Annotated in this window: 16 protein-coding genes; 8 read left to right on the forward strand and 8 right to left on the reverse strand. The window is 51.9% G+C overall.

Annotated features, from left to right (window positions below; all coding sequences use genetic code 11):
• Positions 1-96: 96 nt before the first annotated feature.
• The 5 genes from HYS22_06375 to bamA are packed head-to-tail and all read left to right on the forward strand — an operon-like array spanning position 97 to position 9,277.
• Entirely contained in the window at positions 97-981 is an 885-nt protein-coding gene (locus HYS22_06375; GenBank protein ID MBI1909778.1) for an LD-carboxypeptidase, read from the forward strand.
• Entirely contained in the window at positions 978-2,072 is a 1,095-nt protein-coding gene (locus HYS22_06380; protein MBI1909779.1) for a serine hydrolase, read from the forward strand. The genes HYS22_06375 and HYS22_06380 overlap by 4 nt, the downstream gene beginning before the upstream one ends.
• Positions 2,035-3,489: a UDP-N-acetylmuramate:L-alanyl-gamma-D-glutamyl-meso-diaminopimelate ligase gene (mpl, locus tag HYS22_06385; protein ID MBI1909780.1), complete on the forward strand. Its 1,455-nt coding sequence runs from the start codon at positions 2,035-2,037 to the stop codon at positions 3,487-3,489. The genes HYS22_06380 and mpl overlap by 38 nt, the downstream gene beginning before the upstream one ends.
• Positions 3,486-6,584: a translocation/assembly module TamB domain-containing protein gene (locus tag HYS22_06390; GenBank protein MBI1909781.1), complete on the forward strand. Its 3,099-nt coding sequence runs from the start codon at positions 3,486-3,488 to the stop codon at positions 6,582-6,584. The genes mpl and HYS22_06390 overlap by 4 nt, the downstream gene beginning before the upstream one ends.
• Positions 6,581-9,277, forward strand: a complete 2,697-nt coding sequence (bamA, locus tag HYS22_06395) for an outer membrane protein assembly factor BamA (GenBank protein ID MBI1909782.1) — start codon at positions 6,581-6,583, stop codon at positions 9,275-9,277. Before HYS22_06390 ends, bamA begins: the two co-directional genes overlap by 4 nt.
• On the opposite strand, the gene HYS22_06400 is transcribed toward bamA, so the two are convergent.
• The 4 genes from HYS22_06400 to HYS22_06415 form a co-directional block, all read right to left on the reverse strand.
• Positions 9,244-9,429 carry a hypothetical protein gene (locus tag HYS22_06400; GenBank protein ID MBI1909783.1) on the reverse strand — a complete coding sequence of 62 codons (186 nt, stop codon included), beginning with the start codon at positions 9,427-9,429 and terminating at the stop codon, positions 9,244-9,246. The two genes, bamA and HYS22_06400, sit on opposite strands and share 34 nt — an antisense overlap.
• A 118-nt stretch (positions 9,430-9,547) precedes the next feature.
• Positions 9,548-10,750, reverse strand: a complete 1,203-nt coding sequence (locus tag HYS22_06405; GenBank protein MBI1909784.1) for an outer membrane beta-barrel protein — start codon at positions 10,748-10,750, stop codon at positions 9,548-9,550.
• A 207-nt stretch (positions 10,751-10,957) separates the two neighbouring features.
• Positions 10,958-11,425, reverse strand: a complete 468-nt coding sequence (locus HYS22_06410; GenBank protein MBI1909785.1) for a RidA family protein — start codon at positions 11,423-11,425, stop codon at positions 10,958-10,960.
• Entirely contained in the window at positions 11,367-12,134 is a 768-nt protein-coding gene (locus HYS22_06415; GenBank protein ID MBI1909786.1) for a class I SAM-dependent methyltransferase, read from the reverse strand. The genes HYS22_06410 and HYS22_06415 overlap by 59 nt, the downstream gene beginning before the upstream one ends.
• Before the next feature lie 110 nt (positions 12,135-12,244).
• On the opposite strand from HYS22_06415, the gene HYS22_06420 reads away from it, so the two are divergent.
• Both HYS22_06420 and HYS22_06425 read left to right on the forward strand, forming a co-directional pair.
• Positions 12,245-13,747: a leucyl aminopeptidase gene (locus HYS22_06420; GenBank protein MBI1909787.1), complete on the forward strand. Its 1,503-nt coding sequence runs from the start codon at positions 12,245-12,247 to the stop codon at positions 13,745-13,747.
• A gap of 3 nt (positions 13,748-13,750) precedes the next feature.
• Complete coding sequence (locus tag HYS22_06425) at positions 13,751-14,419, forward strand: hypothetical protein (GenBank protein ID MBI1909788.1); 669 nt, start codon at positions 13,751-13,753, stop codon at positions 14,417-14,419.
• Position 14,420: 1 nt separating this feature from the next.
• Here the strand turns inward: HYS22_06425 and metG are convergent, their stop codons facing one another.
• From metG to HYS22_06440, 3 genes are read right to left on the reverse strand one after another with little or no spacing between them, the layout of a single operon-like run.
• Complete coding sequence (gene metG, locus HYS22_06430; protein MBI1909789.1) at positions 14,421-16,352, reverse strand: methionine--tRNA ligase; 1,932 nt, start codon at positions 16,350-16,352, stop codon at positions 14,421-14,423.
• A complete protein-coding gene (gene holB, locus HYS22_06435) occupies positions 16,349-17,257 on the reverse strand; it encodes a DNA polymerase III subunit delta' (GenBank protein ID MBI1909790.1) in 909 nt (302 codons plus the stop codon). The genes metG and holB overlap by 4 nt, the downstream gene beginning before the upstream one ends.
• Complete coding sequence (locus tag HYS22_06440) at positions 17,244-17,891, reverse strand: dTMP kinase (protein MBI1909791.1); 648 nt, start codon at positions 17,889-17,891, stop codon at positions 17,244-17,246. The genes holB and HYS22_06440 overlap by 14 nt, the downstream gene beginning before the upstream one ends.
• Before the next feature lie 119 nt (positions 17,892-18,010).
• Here HYS22_06440 and HYS22_06445 point away from each other — a divergent pair, with 119 nt between their 5' ends.
• A complete protein-coding gene (locus HYS22_06445; GenBank protein MBI1909792.1) occupies positions 18,011-18,229 on the forward strand; it encodes a hypothetical protein in 219 nt (72 codons plus the stop codon).
• Positions 18,230-18,326: 97 nt separating this feature from the next.
• Here HYS22_06445 and HYS22_06450 read toward each other — a convergent pair whose 3' ends face one another.
• The gene (locus HYS22_06450; GenBank protein MBI1909793.1) at positions 18,327-18,617 is read right to left on the reverse strand and encodes an antibiotic biosynthesis monooxygenase; all 291 of its coding nucleotides are present in this window, start codon (positions 18,615-18,617) and stop codon (positions 18,327-18,329) included.
• Positions 18,618-18,633: the final 16 nt, after the last annotated feature.

Genomic DNA, 18,633 nt, shown 5'->3' on the forward strand with positions numbered 1-18,633 from the left:
ACTGCGCACTGAAGCCAAGCTTCAGTTGGCACAGGGAAGACTCCTTTAAGGCAATTTCCAATTGCGCTCAAGGAAAATAACACTATAATGACCGGGATGCGACGTCGCCTTCCTTCCCTCCGTGATGGAGACTTGATCGGTCTTGCAGCCCCTGCGAGCCCGTTCGATAAAGACCTCTTTCGGCAAGGTGTCAAAAATATCCAGAGGATCGGCTTTGCGGCGCGTTATAGACAAGATATCTTTTCACGTCAAGGGTATCTTGCCGGCCCCGACCGGCGCCGGGCCGGGGAATTAAACCGCCTCTTTGCGGATCCCAAAGTCAAGGCAATCCTGGCTGTTCGCGGGGGGTACGGTTCCTCGCGGATCATCCCCTACTTGGATGAAAAGGTGATTCGCAATAATCCCAAGTTATTGATCGGTTATAGTGACATGACCCTTCTCCAACTCTACCTTTGGAAACGGTTTGGCCTGCCAAGCCTGCATGGTCCGATGCTTCTTCCCCACTTCTGCGCCAGGAACTCTGGTTTTTATCTGAAAAGGGTCGCCTCTTTTCTCAGAGGAGAGCGGTTGGTGATCCCTTTAAAGAAGGGTCAATTTCTCCAGCGTGGGAAGGCCAAGGGGCTTTTAATCGGGGGTTGTCTTTCATTGATTGTCGGGACCTTGGGGACCCCTTTCGAGATTGATACGGATGGGGCGATTCTTTTCTTTGAGGATACGGGGGAGAAGCCTTATGCTGTTGACAGGATGTTGTCTCACCTGAAGAATGCCGGCAAATTCAAGAAACTGAAAGGACTCCTCATCGGTTGTTTTCCTCCTCCCTTCTTGAAGGTTTTTAAAGGGTATTTCAAAGAGGTCAAGGGACCTGTTGTCTTTGGTCTTCCCTTTGGCCATGCCTCCCATCCCGTTTTGCTTCCGGTCGGGGTGATGGCTTCCCTGGATTCAAAAACCTCTCGCTTGGTTTTCAAAAATCCATTTTCATGACAACGGCGATTGAAGAAAAGATCCAACAGGCCATTGGTCAAGGGGTTTTTCCTGGGGCCCAGTGTCTTGTCGCCTCAGGGGAGGAGGTCCTTTTTGAATCATCCCAGGGGAGGACTTCTTCAGAACGAGGGGCCGCCGAGGTGACCCCGGCGACGTTTTTTGATGTGGCCTCGTTGACCAAACCGATTGTCACCACCAGTGCTCTTCTTCTCCTGATGCACCGAGAAAAAATAAGGCTGGATGCCCGCGTTGTTGATTTCCTCCCCGATTTTGATGAAGGAGGGAAAAATAAAATTACCCTTCGTCATCTCTTGAAACATACCTCAGGACTTGCCGCGTGGCGTCCCTATTTTGAAGAGATGAGACGGAGCCAGCCAGAAATCGTTGGGACCTCTGCCGCGCGGGGATGGGTTCTTTCCAGGATCTGTCAGGAAGAACTGGAAATCCCTACAGGGTATCGTCGTCTCTACAGCGATCTCGGATTTATGCTTTTGGGAGAACTTGTTGAAAGAATAAGTGGCATAAGGCTGGACCGCTTTTTTGCAAACGAGGTCTGCCAACCTTTGGGTTTGAGGGGCAGTTTTTTCAACCCGCTGGGGGATCAGGCTCCAGAGGCTGAAGGGGCAGTTTTTGCCGCCACTGAAGATTGTCCTTGGAGAGAGAAGGTTCTTGTAGGGGAGGTGGATGACGACAATGCCTATGCGATGGGGGGGGTCGCTGGACACGCCGGCCTCTTTCAGACGGCCCGGGATTGTCATCTTTTTGTTGGGGCCCTTTTAAAGGCTTTGCGGGGAGAAGGCTCCTTTTTCTCACCCGATCTTCTGATGGATCTCATCGGCCCAAGACACAAGATCAAAGGGGGGTGGGACACGCCATCCCCTGAAAATTCACAGGCGGGGCGGTATTTTTCACCCCAATCGATTGGCCACCTCGGATTCACCGGTTGTTCCCTCTGGATTGATTTGGGGCAGAATTTTCACATTATTCTTTTTACCAACCGGATTCACCCGTCACGAAACAATGAAAAGATCAAAGAGTGGAGGCCGCTCTTCCATGATATCGCCTACGAAACAATCATTAGGAAGAGTTAAAAAGGTTCATCTGATTGCTATCTGCGGGATGGGGATGGGGTCCCTGGCTGGTCTCCTCAAGGAAAAAGGGTTTGAGGTAACCGGTTCGGATGACAATATCTACCCGCCCATGAGTACTCAGCTTGAATCTCTCGGGATCCCCCTCTATCAGGGGTACCGGCCTGAAAACCTTTCTTCAAACCTGGATCTGGTCATTGTCGGCAATGCGGTCTCCAGGACAAACCCGGAGGTGACGGCCCTGCTCGAAGGGGGGCGACTCGCCCAAAAGAAAATACCAACCCTTTCCATGCCGCAGGCGTTGTTTGAATTTTTTCTGAAAGAAAAAACGCCGCTTGTGGTTGCTGGCACCCATGGGAAAACGACGACAGCCTCGCTCCTGGCCTGGATCCTGAATCATGCCGGGCGGGACGCCGGCTTCCTGATTGGTGGCATCTTGAAGAATTTTAAAAAATCGTATCATCTCGGAGGAGGCCCGTACTTTGTCGTGGAGGGGGATGAGTACGATACCGCTTTTTTTGATAAGGGGCCCAAGTTTGTTCATTATGCCCCCCAGATGGTTCTTTTGGGACCTGTGGAGTTCGATCATGCCGATATTTACAAAGATTTGAACGACGTCATGGGGGCCTTTGAGAAATTAATCCCTGTGATCCCCCCAAACGGATTTTTGGTGGCCTGTGCCGATAGTCCGCAGACCCTCAAGTTGGCCTCCCTGTTTTCCGGGCGCAAGACCACCTATGGTTTCTCTCTTCAGGCCGAGTGGCGTGCCGAACAGATTACCTTCACGGCAGAAGAGGCTAATTTTCAGGTTGTTTATAGAGGAAAACGGCTCGGATCGGTCCGGTCCCCCCTGGCCGGTCGGCATAATATCCAGAATTTGCTTGGTGTGATTGCCCTGACAACAAACATCGGGTTCTGCCTTGAGGAGATCAACAGGGCCTTAGCCCGGTTTGAGTCGGTGAAACGGCGTCAGGAGGTGAGGGGAACCGTTCACGATGTTATTGTGGTCGATGACTTTGCCCACCACCCAACAGCGATTGCGGAAACGATAACGGCGATTCGCAGTCGATACCCCGGACATTTTCTCTGGGCCCTTTTTGAACCACGGTCGAATACCAGCCGCCGGAACATCTTTCAAGGGGAGTTTGTCCAATCGTTGGCCGGCGCCGATGAGGTGGTTATTGCCGATCTGTACCAACCCGAAAAAATTCCGGCAGGAGAACGACTGGATCCCCAAAAACTGGCCGGCGATATCACCCAGGGGGGAACAAGGGCCCGGTTTATCCCCGCTGTTCCGGAAATCGTCTCCACGGTTGTTCGGGAGGTTGTTCCCCCTGCGGTCCTTTTGGTGATGTCCAACGGCGGGTTCGGGGGGATTCACAGCAAACTTTTGGAAACCTTGAAGGAACGATTCCAGTGAAGGCCTTGGAGAGACACCTCAAGCTCATTATTGTTTTTCTGATCTTTTTCATTTTTGTGTTTGGCGTCCAGGGGCTCGTTAATTCGACCCACTTCCAAAAACTGCTCCTCCACAGTTTTAGCCGCACAGTTCCACTCAAGGGTGATTCACCCGAGGGTGGTTCACCCAAGGGTGGTTCACCCACGATTGATTTTGAGCGCTTGCGGTTTAAAATTGCCCGTGGCGAGATTTCACTTAAAAAAGTAGTGGTCTCCAACCCTCAGGGCCTTCACGCTGAGGTTGACTCTCTTATCCTGCGATTGAGCCCGCTGTCACTCCTCCGTGGAAAGTTTCTTGTTTCTAAACTGGATCTGGAAGGGGTTCGTCTCCAGCTACCCGAAAACCGTTCCGCAACGAAGAGAGATCTTGGGCCAATCACCCTGGCCTCTCTTCGTTCGCAATTGGAACAACTTGGTTTTTTGCGGTCGCTTATTGTAGATCATGCCAGGATCCGAAACCTGACCCTATCCTCTCAGGATCAAGCCCCTGTTTCTATTGCCGCGATTGAGCTGTCACTCAGTCCTCATCTCCTCACCGAGTTTGGGTGGGATCTGACCCTGCGCGTGGATGAAATAGGTAGAGAGGGGAAAGAGATCCTGAAACTCTTCGAAACCGCGGTTTCACTGGATAAGGATCGATTCCGTGTTGACTCGTTGAAGGTGGCGAGGGAAGGACTCGCTGGTCATCTCGAAGGAGAGGCCCGTTTTAGGGATTTAAAAAAGGTGAAGCTGGAGTTCCGGATCGGTCTGGAGATCCCGAATGTGTTGCAGGAACCTCTCAAGATCAGTCTCAAGGCCTCTTCCGAACCATCATCCCTGGGTGGTTCACCCAAGGGTGAATCACCCTCGGGTGAACCACCCTCGTTATTTCTCATCCAGGAGTTGAAGGCCCAGATGGGGGGGGCTTTCTTGGAAGGGAGGGGTTTTTTCGATCTGGCCAAAAAAGAGTATCGTCTCCCCTTTACCGCCCGGCATCTTCCGCTTCAGGCGATCTTTGGCAAATCCTCCAGCCCGATTCTTCACCACTCGGTAGCCATGGCGGATACTGTCGAAGGAGAGGCCTCCGGTCGACTCCCCCAGTTGAGGGCCAAGGCCAATGTCACTCTGCTCGACTTTCGCCATCTGGCGATTGCCGCTGAAAAGGCAACGGGCGAGGTGGCTGTAGACTGGCCACGCCTCTCCTACGAGGCCAAGGTGGACCAGGGGGGATCAGCCGCCTGGGGCTCCACGGGACATCTTCTTTTCAAAGGGAAAAACCCGAAAACAGGTCGTCTCAAATGCCATGTTGAGAAAATTGATGTCCACTTTTCCAAGGCCTCCTTGGAGAAAATCTTGCCGGAGGGCAAACTGGCAGGGGCCTTGAGCGGCTCTTTGGTCCTGGCTGACCAGGGGGCCCTCTTGAAAGGGACGGGACATGGTATTGTGGAGAATGTCACGATAGCCCATTTCCCCATTCAGAAGATTACCGCGTCACTCCAACTACAGGAAAGGAGCTGGCTCCTTGATTCGGTGGAAGTTATTCACTCCGAGGAGAGAAAGTGGCTCTTTGAAAATCCTGTTCATCTTGAAGTCGGTGATGAAAAGGTCCATATCACAGCGAGGCCCAAGGCCTCTTTTAGTTTTGTTGGTGATTACCTGATTGATCAAAAGAAACTGGTGGTGACTTCCCTGGATTACGGGAATCCTTACGGTTCTCTCAAGGCTTCTGGTTCGATACAATCCCCGGCACTGGTTGAGGCCTCTTTCAAAGGGCCCTTGCCGGCCGCCGATCTCGGCGTTTTTGAATCGGTGTTTAAGGAAGGGGAAGGGGCCCTGCTCCTCGATTTTCGTCTGAAGGGGTCTTTTCCGCATCTGGCGGCCCAAGGTTCTCTGGAATTTCAAAAAACCTCCCTTGGTTTTAGAAACTTGCGAGGCCGGTTTTCCAACCTCACAGGACGGCTTTTGATGAATGGCTCAGAGGTTACTTTGCAAGGGGTTCAGGGGGAGCTGGATGAAGGGGATTTTTCGGCCTCCGGCAAGGTGGGTCTGCAGGAACTTTCTCCCACCCGGTTTGATCTTGATCTCAAGGCCAGGGATATCAATTTCGTCATCCCTGGAGAGCTCAAGCTTGAACTGACAACGACCTTGTCTGTCAAAGGGTCCACGCCCAGCCCGACGATTCGCGGGTCCATTGATCTGACAGAGGGGAAATATTCCAAAAAATTTACCATCAGTGAACTAGTGATCAAACCGGTCCGTTCCTCACGGGAAGAGGTTTTCCCCTGGCCTTCCTGGCTTGAATCCTCCCGTTTGGACATTGAGGTCAAAAACAGCGGTGATCTGAAGATACAAAACAATCTGGTCAATCGTCTGTCGCTTTTGAGTGACCTTCATCTTCATGGAATCCTGAAAAATCCGGTCCTGACCGGTTCCATTAATGTCGTTCAGGCCTTCGGAAGAGAGGAAGGGATCATCCGGCTCCTCGGGACCCGTTTTCAGGTGACCGAGGGTCGGATCGATTTTTCCGATCCCTACCGGATCAACCCCCGTCTGGAAATTACGGCCCAGCAGTACCTTGATGACATCACTTCAGCCAACAGGGCCAGGGTGGGTCTGAAGATAACGGGCCCCATGGACAATCTGAAACTGGTTCCCTTGACAACAACCGCGGATCAACGGGATTTTTCTTGTCTTATCTTCTACGGGGTGACTTGTCGCGAGGCCCAACAAGGCGGGAGCAAGAGGTCCGGAGGGACCATCGCCTCCTCTTTGGTAGGGGAACAGATTTCATCATTGGTGGATGAGTCACTCACAGGTCCTGCCAGACTGGATATCTTCAGACTGGAAACAGGGGGGGCTGATCAGGCGACCGTTTCAAAGGTGACTGTTGGCAAGACCTTAACGGACCGCTTGAATCTGGAATTCACCACCGATTTTGCGCCTGAAACGGCTGAACGGACTGTGAAGACAAACTATTTTCTGACGGATCATATTCTTTTGTCGGCCCGGCGGACACGGACGGCCGAGGTGAATAATCGTTATCGGTTTAACCTGATCTTCCGTTTTGAGGGAAGATGATGAAGAAAAAAATTATCAAATTTCTTATTGTGTCCATTCTATGGATGCCTTCCCTTTTTGGCAAGGAGCCTGTCATTCATCAGATTGTGGTCGATCCGGGTCCCACGGTCTCTGCAGAAACGGTGCGCCAGGTCCTCCCATTCAAGGAGGGGGATCTTTTTGATCAGGGGCGGCTCGATCAGGCGCTCACTTATTTGAAACAGTGGGGCCGGTTTGAAACGGTGAATGTCGAAAAAAAGGTTGAAAAAGAGGGTGTCGTTTTAATTTTCCACCTCCAGGCGGGGCTCGTGATCTCCCGTATCCATCTTAAAGGGCATTATCCCTTCCTCACGCGGCGGATCATGACAGTCATTAATCTACACGTTGGAGAAATCTATCATCCAGAGACGGTTCAAGAGCAGACGGGGAGGATTGTGCGTTTTTTTGAAGGGCAGGGGTATGCCGGGACGCAGGTTTTTGTCGAGGAAAAGAAAGGCAAAAAAGGGCATCTCCAGCTTCTTTTCAGGATCAAGAAGGGGAGGAGGTACAGAATCAACAGGATCTTTGTGGAGGGGAATACCTATTTCCCTGACGGTTATTTTGTCTCGCAGATCAATCCCTTGATCCCTTATCAGCCTCCGCGGGTCAAAGAGGCGATGGAGAAGATGAGGCATGATTATCAGCAAAACAGTTTTTACAAGGCCCACGCCAAGCTGGTAAAGACTGAGTTTGACACCGAGAGGGGCAAGGTTGATCTCTGGATCAGGGTCGATCAACATGACCGGGTCGCAGTCCGTTTTCAAGGAAACCGGCGTCTGTCGGACCGGACCTTGCGAAAGTCCCTGACCTTTGAACAGGAAGGGGATTACGATCGTTACGAGGTCGAACAGTCCCGCAGGTCGCTCCTTTCTTTTTATAGAAGGCAGGGGTTTCTGGAAACAGAGATCGAACCGATCCGCCAAACCCCTCGTCCTGGTGAAACGGTCTTGATCTTCAGGATCAACGAGGGCCCCAGGACCCAGGTTCATTCGATTCGCTTCCGGGGGAACGAGCAGTTATCCCCAGGGGCACTCAAGAAAAAAATGGAGACTCGAGAAGCCGGTTTTTTCCATTGGGCCCCTTTCAACCCCGATTCCTACAAAAAGGATCTGGACCGCCTCCCTGAGGTTTATCAGGACCGAGGTTACCTCAAGGCCAAGGTGACTGCTGATGAGTTGGGATGGAGTCGGGACAAGGAAAGGGTTTTTGTGTCACTCAGCATTGCTGAGGGAGAAAAGAGCCTCGTGCAGGAAGTGCTCTTTGAAGGGAATCGGTTTTTTACCGAAAAGAAATTACTCAAGAAGACAACCTTAAGGGTAGGAAAGGTCTTTCAACGCCGTCGTCTCGAAGAGGATCGTGAAAAAATTTCGGTTCTTTATACCGATAACGGTTTTCCTTACGCCACGGTACAGGCGGTTCCTGTGGTTCATGAGGAAACGGGAAGGGTTTCAATTCATTACAAGATTGATGAGGGGGTACCGGTCACTGTTGGGAAAATACTTGTCCTGGGGAATCAGTTGACGAGGGAGAAGACCATTCGCAAAATTCTTTCTCTCAAGGAAGGAGACCCCTTTAGCCAGAGCCAGGTTCTGGAAAGCGCCGCCAATCTGAGAAGGGTCGGGGCGTACAATACTGTGAATATCGAGGTTATCGGCCTTGTAGAAAAGGAATCTGTCGTTCATCTCCTGGTCAAACTCGAGGAGTCCAAGACGTTGGTTGCCGATTTGGCGACCTCCTTTGATACTTATGAACGGTTTTCCGGTGAACTTACCCTGACGCATCGCAACCTCTTTGGCCTCGCGAAGCAGGGCAACTTCCGATTCAAAGGGGGGGAAAAGCTGCAAAGGGGAGAGTTCAACCTGATCGACCCCCACTTTGCCGGTTACAATCTCCAGGTCATCGGAACCGGTTTTTCACAGTATGAGAACAAACCGGCGTTTGATGCCTTCGAGAGCGGCGGTATCCTTTCTGTATTAAAGGAATTTGATCCCGAGATAAGTCTTCTGGGCCGTTACGAATTTAAAAGGTCCTACATTACTGACAAGGACCCGGCGGATAATGAAACAAAAAGGGATAATACCACCTCCAAAGTTGGTTTTTCCTTCACCTATGACACCCGGGATTATTTTGCCGATCCGACCCGCGGTCTATTTTTGATGAATAGCGCGGATGTCGCCGCCACAATGCTTGGCGGTGGTAGCAGTTTCCTGAAACTGCGGGGCTGGTTTGGTCATTACAAGACCTTTGCCGGCCGTCTGACCTTTGCCAACAGTTTCCGGATGGAGGGAATCAGGAACCTCGGGAGTGAGGCGGTCCCGATCCAGGAGCTGCTTTTTGCCGGGGGTGATTATACCCTCCGCGGTTTTTCACAGGATGCCGCGGGGCCGGTTGCGGCTGATGGGACGCCGGAAGGGGGAAGGATTCTTCTCCTCCATAATTTTGAGATCCAGACAAAACTGGTCAAAAACGTCAAGGCGGTCGTCTTTCTGGATAGCGGGAGTCTGACCAATCGCTTTGCTGAGATTGACCTGTCAAGTCTCAGACACTCGGCGGGCCTCGGCCTTCGTTACGTGACCCCTGTGGGACCACTCCGTTTTGACTATGGATTCAAGTTGGACAAGCGCGATGGTGAAGGGAGGGGTCACTTCCACTTCTCGTTTGGGTACCCCTTCTGATAGTATTTGACTTCCTCTTCCTCCTCCTCTTCTTCTTCAGATTCTTCTTCCTCTTCCTCTAGCTCATCGTTATTTTCTTCCTCCTCCTCTTCTTCCCAACCCTCCTCCTTTTCATCGTCGTCATCATCCACCGGTCTGAATCCCAACGGCATAGGAGACCCCCTTTCTGCCAACGACTGATTTTAACACAAGGACAAAAAGAAGGAAAGAAAAAGGCCCCGGTTTAAACCATCAACCGGGGCCTTTTCTTAAAAACGTAGCCTCTTTAAATTAGAAGCTATAGGCAAACTGCCCACCGAATCCGGTGTGGAAGCCTGTCGATCCACCGGAGGGACGGGATAGATCAACCCGAGCCTCGAGGATGAACTTGGCTCCATCCGTGATTGAGTAGCTGGTGGCCAGGGCGATGTCATGCAACGAGCCCTTGGCACCAATGCCAGTGAACGCTGCCGGGGCGGCGGCTCCAGCGGATGCTGCGCTGAAGAAGCTTCCCAAGCCATTGGCATTCACGTTCATGGTTCCTTTACGATCCCAGGTGAAACCATAACGGAGGGTTCCATCCCAGATATCGGAGAAGGCATAGGTGGTCTGGAGCGTACCGCCGATCAACTGGCTGTTGGCCCCTGCGGCACCATTATCGATACGGAAGATTCCTTCACCACCGAGCCAGAAACCGTCGGAGACCGCCACGTTGGCGGCGAGATCACCGAAGTAGCTGAAGTTGGTGTTGGTCGCCTGTTCCGGACCGAAGGCGGCTGAAATCTTCGCCCAGCTCTTCTCTCCTTCATCACCCCAGCTATACTTGAAATTGGCCCCCGTTGAAGGGAGATCCGTATTGGCTGGGAACGAATCCACCAGGTTGTTGACCACATAAAGGTCAAACCAGATGGCATCACTCGCCTGATACCCCAGGCGGGCACCGGTCATGTTGTGGGGGACGAGTGTCCGATGGATCGTTGAGAACGATACCGTCTTCAACTCATTTCTATCGATCGGATCAAAACCGATACCGGAATTGAAACGACCGACAAGGAACTCGATCCCATTTCCTGCCGGGACATTGGCTGTCACATACCCCTGTTCGACGTAAACGCCACCGACACCGCCGCCCACAAAATTGGCGGTGGTTCCAACGATGTTGACAAAGGTTGTCCCATCCCCGGACCATCGGTGCGGACTGAAGTCGAGGTCAGCGCGGGCACGGATATTCTCGCCAAAGCTCTTGGCAAGGTCCAACTCGACCTGATCGACATAAAAACCAAACTGGTCAGTCCCTTTGGCGGCGGCAGCGGCTTGGAGGCCGTCACCCAGCAACCCGGTGCTGACGTAGTTGGCATTCTTGAGACCCCTCTGCCACCCGGAGACGACATCTACGTTTCCAGAGATCTCCAGTTCGGAACCCTCTTGGGCCCAAACAGTGGAGAAGGTAATGGCAGAAAGGAGAACAACGATTAACGAAAGTAGTTTCTTCATAGTTTTCCTCTCCTTGGATTTGAAAATAACTGCTTGATGCTACTTAAAGCGAGCCGGTTTCTTGGAGAGCACCCCCTTTCCGAAACTTGATTGCCGCCTTAAACTTGATGAACAAAGTTAGCTTTCTACAAACTTGAGGCCCCTTATAACGAAAAGTCCCTTTAAAGTCAAGTTGTTTATTAAACATAATTAATATTAATTATCACTCTATTTGATCTCAAGGATCAGGTCGACCTCCACGCAGGCCCCCAGGGGCAATTCGGCAACCCCGACGGCGGCCCGGGAGTGCCTTCCGGCGTTTCCAAAGAGCTCCACCAGCAATTCACTGGCCCCATCCATAACCTTGGGTTGATCCGTAAAACCGGTGGCCGATGCCACATAGCCGGTCAGCCGGAGGACCTGTTTGACCTTGTCCAGCGTCCCCAGTTCTCCCTTGATGACCGCCAAGGCATTGATCATGGCAACCCGTGCCCCCCTCCTCCCCGATTCCAGATTGACCTCCTGACCCAGTTTCCCCTTGAAGGCGATCTTTCCTTCGCTGCGAGGTAGCTGGCCTGAGACAAAAAGGAGATTTCCGGACCGGACAGCTGGTTGATAAAGACCAGCCGACTGAACTTCAGGGAGTGTGATCTGCAGTTCCAGAAGTCGTTGATCGATCGAGAGGGGTGGCGCCATGACGGGCGCCACCCTTAGACAAAAAGAAAAAGAGTGCAAGGGGATTAGAATGGTATTGCTGAAAAAATTTCTTGTCGGCCTCACTCTTCATCAGAGAACGGAATGCCCCGTCAATAAAGATTTCCTTCAAGTTGCCAATTACAAGTGATTGTTCACGAAAGAGTTTAAAGTATTTTTCAAAACCGATCGGCCCCTCATCCAAGCCCCCGGTTCCGTCAGAGGATGGACGTCCCTTCTTGGCCATCGGATTGAAGGGGTGCCAGTCAGTGACAATCGCCCTCCCTCCTTTTTTTAAAACACGTCCCATTTCCTTAATCATCATGGGAAGACGATCCGCCGGTTGAGAATCCAGAGAGGCCAGGATGAAACCGATTGATTCCTGCTGAAATGGGAGACGTCGGCTATCAATCTTGATCAGGATTATTTTGTCATCGCTCGATTTAACAGAAGAAGATTGCAGTGAGGCATTAAAAATGAGTTCGGCCCCCTTTTCAAGAAAAAGGGGATTGAGGGTTCCGGTGTTCTCGGCCATATGCAAGACCCGCTCTCCCTTGAGGAGCGGGATGCGCGGATGGATTTCTCTTTCTTCAGCAACCGTCATCATCTCTTGGAGTTTATCCACAAAAGTGAGGTTGACCTTCGGTAAGACTGGTTTTGAAGAGGCCGGTGAAGGGGCCTTTGTGGAAAAGATTTTCTTCAAAAAAGACATCAGTCTCATTTCTACAATAATTCCGGTAAAGTCACAAGTGTGATTCACACGCCGATTCACACGCCGGACTTGACTTCTTTTGGACCGGTACGCTAGGGTGGGCCCTTCTGATGTCTATCCAGTGGGAACAGACAACCCGACCGATTGAAGAAACCGCCGAACTCCTGGGTGTCTTTCATTTCAGTTCAGGACCCAAGGGTGGTTTACCCTTGGGTGGTGCCGTGGCACGCCTGGACCAGCATCTCAAAGGGGCGCTTTCCCGCCTTCTTCATCAAGAAGAATTTAAAGGAAAAATAGGGGAGACCAAGCTCTTTCCAACTTACGATCGTAAACCTCTTAACTACCTGCTCCTCATCGGTGCTGGTGAGGCGAAAAAGGGGACATTGGATACCGTTCGAAAGGGGGTTGCCCGTGCCGCCAAGGAGGCTACGCGGCTCAAGGCGAAGACCCTCGCCCTGGAATTGCCGTCCCTGACACGGGAAAGATCGACGGCCGTCGTCCAGGCGGCGGTGGAAGGGGTCCTTCTGGGGACTTATCGTTTTGGTCGTTACAAATCAGAAAATCATGTTTCCCCACTTGAAAAAGTGGTGTTCACCTCCCGCCAGAGGATGGCACCAGCCGCTTTTAATGGGGCGATTCGTCAGGGAGAGAAATTGGCCACAGCCACCAACTTTGCGAGGGACCTGATCAACACGCCGGCCTCCGATATGACCCCGCGGGTTATTGGCCGTGAAGCGGAAAAGATTGGAAAACTCCCGCGGATTTCGGCGAAGGTTTATGGGAAGGCCGATATTGAAAAGATCGGGATGGGTTCCTTCCTCGCCGTGGCTAAGGGGAGCGCCGAACCGCCCGTCTTCGTTCATCTCCAATACAGACCGAAGGGAAAAAGTAGCGGGATCGTTGCCCTCGTTGGCAAGGGGGTCACGTTTGATTCGGGAGGGCTCTCCCTCAAAACGGCGCAGTCGATGGAGACGATGAAAGATGACATGAGCGGTGCCGCCGCCGTGCTCGCGGTTTTCAGGGCCCTCTCTGAACTGAACCCCTCGGTCACCGTCCATGGTTTTATCCCGGCCACGGAAAACATGCCTTCCGGGACTGCCGACAAACCTGGGGATATCGCCAGAAGTCTCTCCGGGAAGACCGTTGAAATTCTTAACACGGATGCGGAAGGACGGTTAATCCTTGCCGATGCGCTGACCTTTGCCCTCAAACAAAAACCGGATCTCCTGATTGATATCGCTACATTAACCGGTGCCTGCGTTATTGCCCTCGGGGAACTTTGTGCCGGCATTCTGGGAAATGACGACACACTGATCCGGAAGATCATTGCCGCCGGGGAAAAAACGGGTGAGAAGGTCTGGCAACTCCCCCTGATCGAGGAGTACAAGGAGGAACTCAAGACACCAATCGCCGATGTCAAAAATGTTGGGGGTCGATGGGGAGGGACTATCAACGGGGCGCTGTTCCTCCAGGAATTTATCGGGGACCACAAACACTGGGCCCATATTGATATCGCCGGCCCCTCCTGGACGGAAAAGGATCTTGATTATTGCCCCAAAGGGGGGACCGGTTCGATGGTCCGGACCCTGCTTCAGTTTATTCTGGATTACTAATCTATGCTCAAAGGGCTCGACGATTTTCTCGCCGACAGCTACGATCGCGGCGAGGTCGTCGGTTCCTGGGGTTTCAATTCCAACCTGAATTTTACCCGGATGAAACCGGAGGAGAATAACGTCTGGTTTTTCGAGCAGACATTTAATTTCTTGCGCGCCTTTTTTGGTCTTGTAGCCCCGGACAATCTGGAGATCATCACCTACAATGCGACCCAAAAGGTGGTGAAGAAAAATCTGGATCAGCAGACCTTTCTGGATGAATTAATGCTGATGATGAAAAAATTGAAAGAACCGATCTGGACACTCCGTTTGAATCTGGGGATTATCGGGTTCCTGCGGAAGTCCTGGGACCCGTCCAACCCGATCCGGATCCATATCCAGGAACCGGCCTCTCTCATTATCTGGGGAGGACCGGATGAGACCGGGTTTCAGTCTTTTTCCATCGGGTATACCTTCTTTTCTTCACAGACGCTCGAGGAAGAAGGGACGGAGCTTTGGTCGATGAACCAACCGCTTTTGGAAAAAGGTTTAAGAAAATGGGAACAGCAGACCGGGCGAATGATTGAGGTGGTCGATTCCAACGGCGGCCTGCCGGTCTATCGGTACGGTTTCAAAAAGCCGACACAACCCTCCCCGCGAAAGACCCAGGGCAGACAACCGCTCCCTCGCTAGCTTATTTGACTTTGCTCCCTGCAACAGCCTCTTTTTCCGGCGTCAGAACGATGACCTTGCCGGTGGCGGTATCGGTGGCGGCGAGCAACATCCCGTTCGATTCAATTCCCCGGATGACAGCCGGTTTAAGATTGGTGACCACAACGACTTTTTTCCCGATCAATTCTTCGGGCGTGTAATGTTGGGCAATACCGGCAACGATCTGTCGCTCATCACCGCCGATATCGATCTGAAGGACGAGAAGTTTATCTGCCTTTTCCACCTTGGCGGCCTGTTTGACCTCGGCGATCCTCAGTTCCAACTTTTGAAATTCAGAAAATTCAATTTGATTTTCCATCTTGTTCTCCTTGTTGGTTGGGACAGAGGGAAGGGAGGGGGAGATATCAATCCTCGGAAATATCGGTTTTCCCGCAGTGACCTGAGTTGCGGGTGTCTTCCCCCAGCCGATATTTTTGAAAACCTGTTTTTCCCATTTTAATTTCTTTTCCAATCCCAACTGTGACCAGATCTCCCGCGAGGTTTTGGGGAGAAACGGGGCGATCAGTAGGGCAATATTTCGAAGTGAATCGGCGACGTTGTAAAGTGTTTTTTTTAATTCTTCAGTTTTCTCCTCTTTGACGAGTCGCCAGGGGGCAGAACTATCGATATATTTATCGGTGGCCCCGATAACCTCCCAGATGGCCGCCAAGGCCTTGTGAAAATTAATATCTCCTGATTTTTGCCAGTCCACTTCCTCACGCACAATCTTCAAGACGCCGGTTATTTTATCCTTTAAAACAGTATCCTCAGGTAGTGGCTTGGTCTTCTTCAGTGGCACAAGATGACCCTCCAGGTATTTGTTGGCCATACCCAGTGTCCGGTTCAGAAGATTGCCGATATCGTTTGCCAAATCCCCATTGTAGCGCTTTGTAAAATTGTCCCAGGTGAAATCACCATCAGCCCCAAAACTGGATTCTCTCAGGAGATAATACCTCAAGGCGTCGGCCCCGTAGCGGGGGATAATGTCCAGAGGTGTCACGATATTCCCCAAGGTCTTGCTCATCTTTTCCCCTTTAAGAAAAACAAAGCCGTGCCCGAAAACAGTTTTGGGCAACGCTAAACCGGCACTCATCAACATTGCTGGCCAAATGACACAATGAAATCTTGTGATATCCTTCCCCACCAGATGCAACTCCGCCGGCCAGAGGCTCAGCCTCCCTATTTTTTTGTTAACAGTTTTCGATCCGTAGCCGGTTGCCGTTAAGTAATTAATCAAGGCATCGAACCAGACGTAAACCGTGTGGGAGGAATCTCCCGGAAACGGGATCCCCCAATCGAGCCCCGCCCGTGAAATACTGATATCCTGAAGCCCCGCCTTGACGAAGTTTCTCACCTCATTCCGACGGATCTCCGGAAGGATAAACCGAGGGTGCTCTTTATAATGCTGGAGCAGCTTGTCCTGGTAGGCAGAAAGTTTAAAGAAGTAGTTTTCTTCGGAAAGCCACCTTGGTTTGCTCTTGTGGGTCGCGCAATTCCCGTCGACTAAGTCTTTTTCAAGGGTAAAGGCCTCGCAGGGTTCACAGTACCATCCCTCGTATCGTTTTTTGTAGAGGTCTTCCTTCTTCATTTTTCCAATGAAGGTGGTAACGGCGGTATAGTGTCGTTTTTCGCTCGTCTGGATGAAATCGTCGTAGGAAATCCCAAGGGAGGCCCAGATTGAGGTGAATTTTTCCTTCATCCCGTCGCAGTATTTTTTTGAGGGAAGTCCCTCTTTCTCAGCCGCCTTCTTGACACCCGCGGAGTGCTCATCATTCCCCATCTGAAAATGGACCTTGTCTCCCTCCATCCGCCGGAAACGGGCGATCGCGTCGGCACCAATCTTTTCATAGGCGGTTCCCAGATGGGGGAGGTTGTTGACGTAATCGATGGCGGTGGTGATGTAGAGCTGTCTCATCTGGTGATCCTGTGGAGAAGAACCTCGAGGGTGAGGTTTCGTGGAGAGTGTCCCTGGATCGCCCGTTCCGCCTCATCAACGGCGTTCCAGACCGAAAAACGGGATTTTCCCTCAAGCAGCTTTTCCCGGAGACAATGACGGAGGAGGAGGAGAAAGGTGTTGGTTGTTTCTGGGTCCTTGGCGATTTTTTCGGTCCATTGTGTCACTTCACGAGCCGTGAAATGGGGGAATCGGGAGAAAAACTGGCCGAGAGAAAGCTCCTGGTCATGGAGAGTCACGGCAAGATTCTGGGCGGTGCCGAGGCTTCCATGACTTGCCTTGGCTATCAGCGAGGCCTCTTCTTGCGGGAGCCCGTCATCGGTTAATTTTTTCTGAACCCAGTCTTCAGAGAGCGGTTGAAAGGGGACTTTTTGGCAACGGGAGAGGATAGTTGCCGGCAACAAACCGGGGGCCGCCGTGACGAGGATGAAGAGGACGGCCGGTGGAGGCTCCTCGAGGGTTTTGAGGAGGGCGTTGGCGGCTGCCTCCGTCAGCTTTTCTGCCTGGTCGATGATGATGATCAGACAGCCTTCCCCATACGGTTTGAGAGAAATCTGACGGAGAATCTCCCGGACGGTTTCGATCTTGTGGCTTGTCCCCTCGGGGAGGAGGAGGCGGAGGTTCGGGTGGTTTCCCCTGTCAGTCCGAAGGCAGGAGGGACAAACACCACAGGCCTGGGAGGCCCCCCGGGCCTCCCTTGGGTGTTGTTCGCAAAGGATTGTTTGGGCCAAAAGGAGGGCCGCCGTTTTTTTCCCGACACCCTCCGGCCCGTGGAAGAGAAGGGTCGAAGGAACCTTGTTCTGCGTCACCAAGAGAGTCAGCCGGTTCAATGCCTTTTCCTGGCCGATGAGGTCAGAGAATTTCATAGGCCTTGAGTCCCTCGACGATTTTTTTAAAAACAACAGTTTCTTCCTGCTGTGCATCCACGATCTGAAATCGTTTTTTTTCGGCACGCGCCAGTTTCAGGTAACCCTGGCGCACCCTTCGGTGAAAAGAGATTTTTTCCCTCTCGAGCCGGTCCTCTTTTTTCCCTCGCTGTCTCTGGAATCTCCGACGGGCCCTCTTGAGTCCGACTTCAGGCGGGCAGTCCAGAAGAAAAGTCAGGTCCGGTTTTAGTCCGAGGGTAGCTATCTGATTGCATTGCTGAATCAAAGAAAGGCCAAGTCCCCGACCATACGCCTGATAGGCGACGGTTGCGTCGGTAAAACGGTCACAAAAGACAATTTTGCCTTTTTTCAGGGCAGGGATAATTTTTTGTTGGAGATGTTGGGCTCGTGCGGCGCTGTAAAGGAGGAGTTCCGTCAGCGGGGCGATCTTTTCGGAAGAGGGAACCAGGAGGATCTTTCGGATCTTGTCGGCGACAGCGGTTCCCCCCGGTTCTCGGGTAACCAGGGCCCTCCTTTTGAATAGTCTTGCGAGGCGTTGGCAGAGGACCGACTTACCCGATCCCTCTCCCCCCTCTAAGGTGATAAAAACCCCTGGGTAAATCACCCCTTTCATTTTGGGGGGGTATATGTTATCCTTGGAGGGAGTTCAAGGGGAAACGATTTCAAGGACTTAGAAAAAGTGAGACAGGGACGCAACTGGGCCCTCTCACAGGGGCGATAATAGAGGTAGCTATGGTTACAATTCGCACAACCGACCCAAAGCCAGCCCCTGTTTATCAGGAAAGCGGGGTTTCGCTCATTTCAGGGAAACCAGTGGCTGTGACCGCTGACCGGAACCCCGATGAAATCCGCGCCCGGTATGCCACGGATCTCACCCGTCTGGAGGGGATCCGTGCGGGGCATTCATCCCGACGTTCCAACCCCGGCGATATCGGCAATCCAAAGGTCTAACTTTTGCCTAGGGCGAATCGCCCTTTGCCGACGGAATGAATTCCGCGGCTAATTTTTTACCATTAAATGATTTTTTAATTCCTTCCGGAATTGTTCCTTACTCGAGGATTTCGTAGAAGCCGACTTCAACAGGTCTAGCAATCAACTTTTCTGTAGAAGCTATCAATTCTCTGAAATGTGGCGTGTTTTTGTGGTATTCAACGGCTACCTTATCGGTATACCGCTCATAGAAATAGAGGAGAGTTTTATCCTCGAGACCTTGGTGCAGCGTGTATTGAAGACACTTCGGCTCATTCTTTTTGACAGCCGACACCATCTTTTTTAGATGACCGGCGAGTTCTTTTTCTTTTCCTTCTTTGGCCTTCCAAGCGGCAGTAATGACGATCATTTTTGGACTCCTTTAA

Source organism: Deltaproteobacteria bacterium, from assembly GCA_016177765.1.
In the GTDB taxonomy this organism is placed as follows: domain Bacteria; phylum UBA10199; class UBA10199; order JACPAL01; family JACOUP01; genus JACOUP01.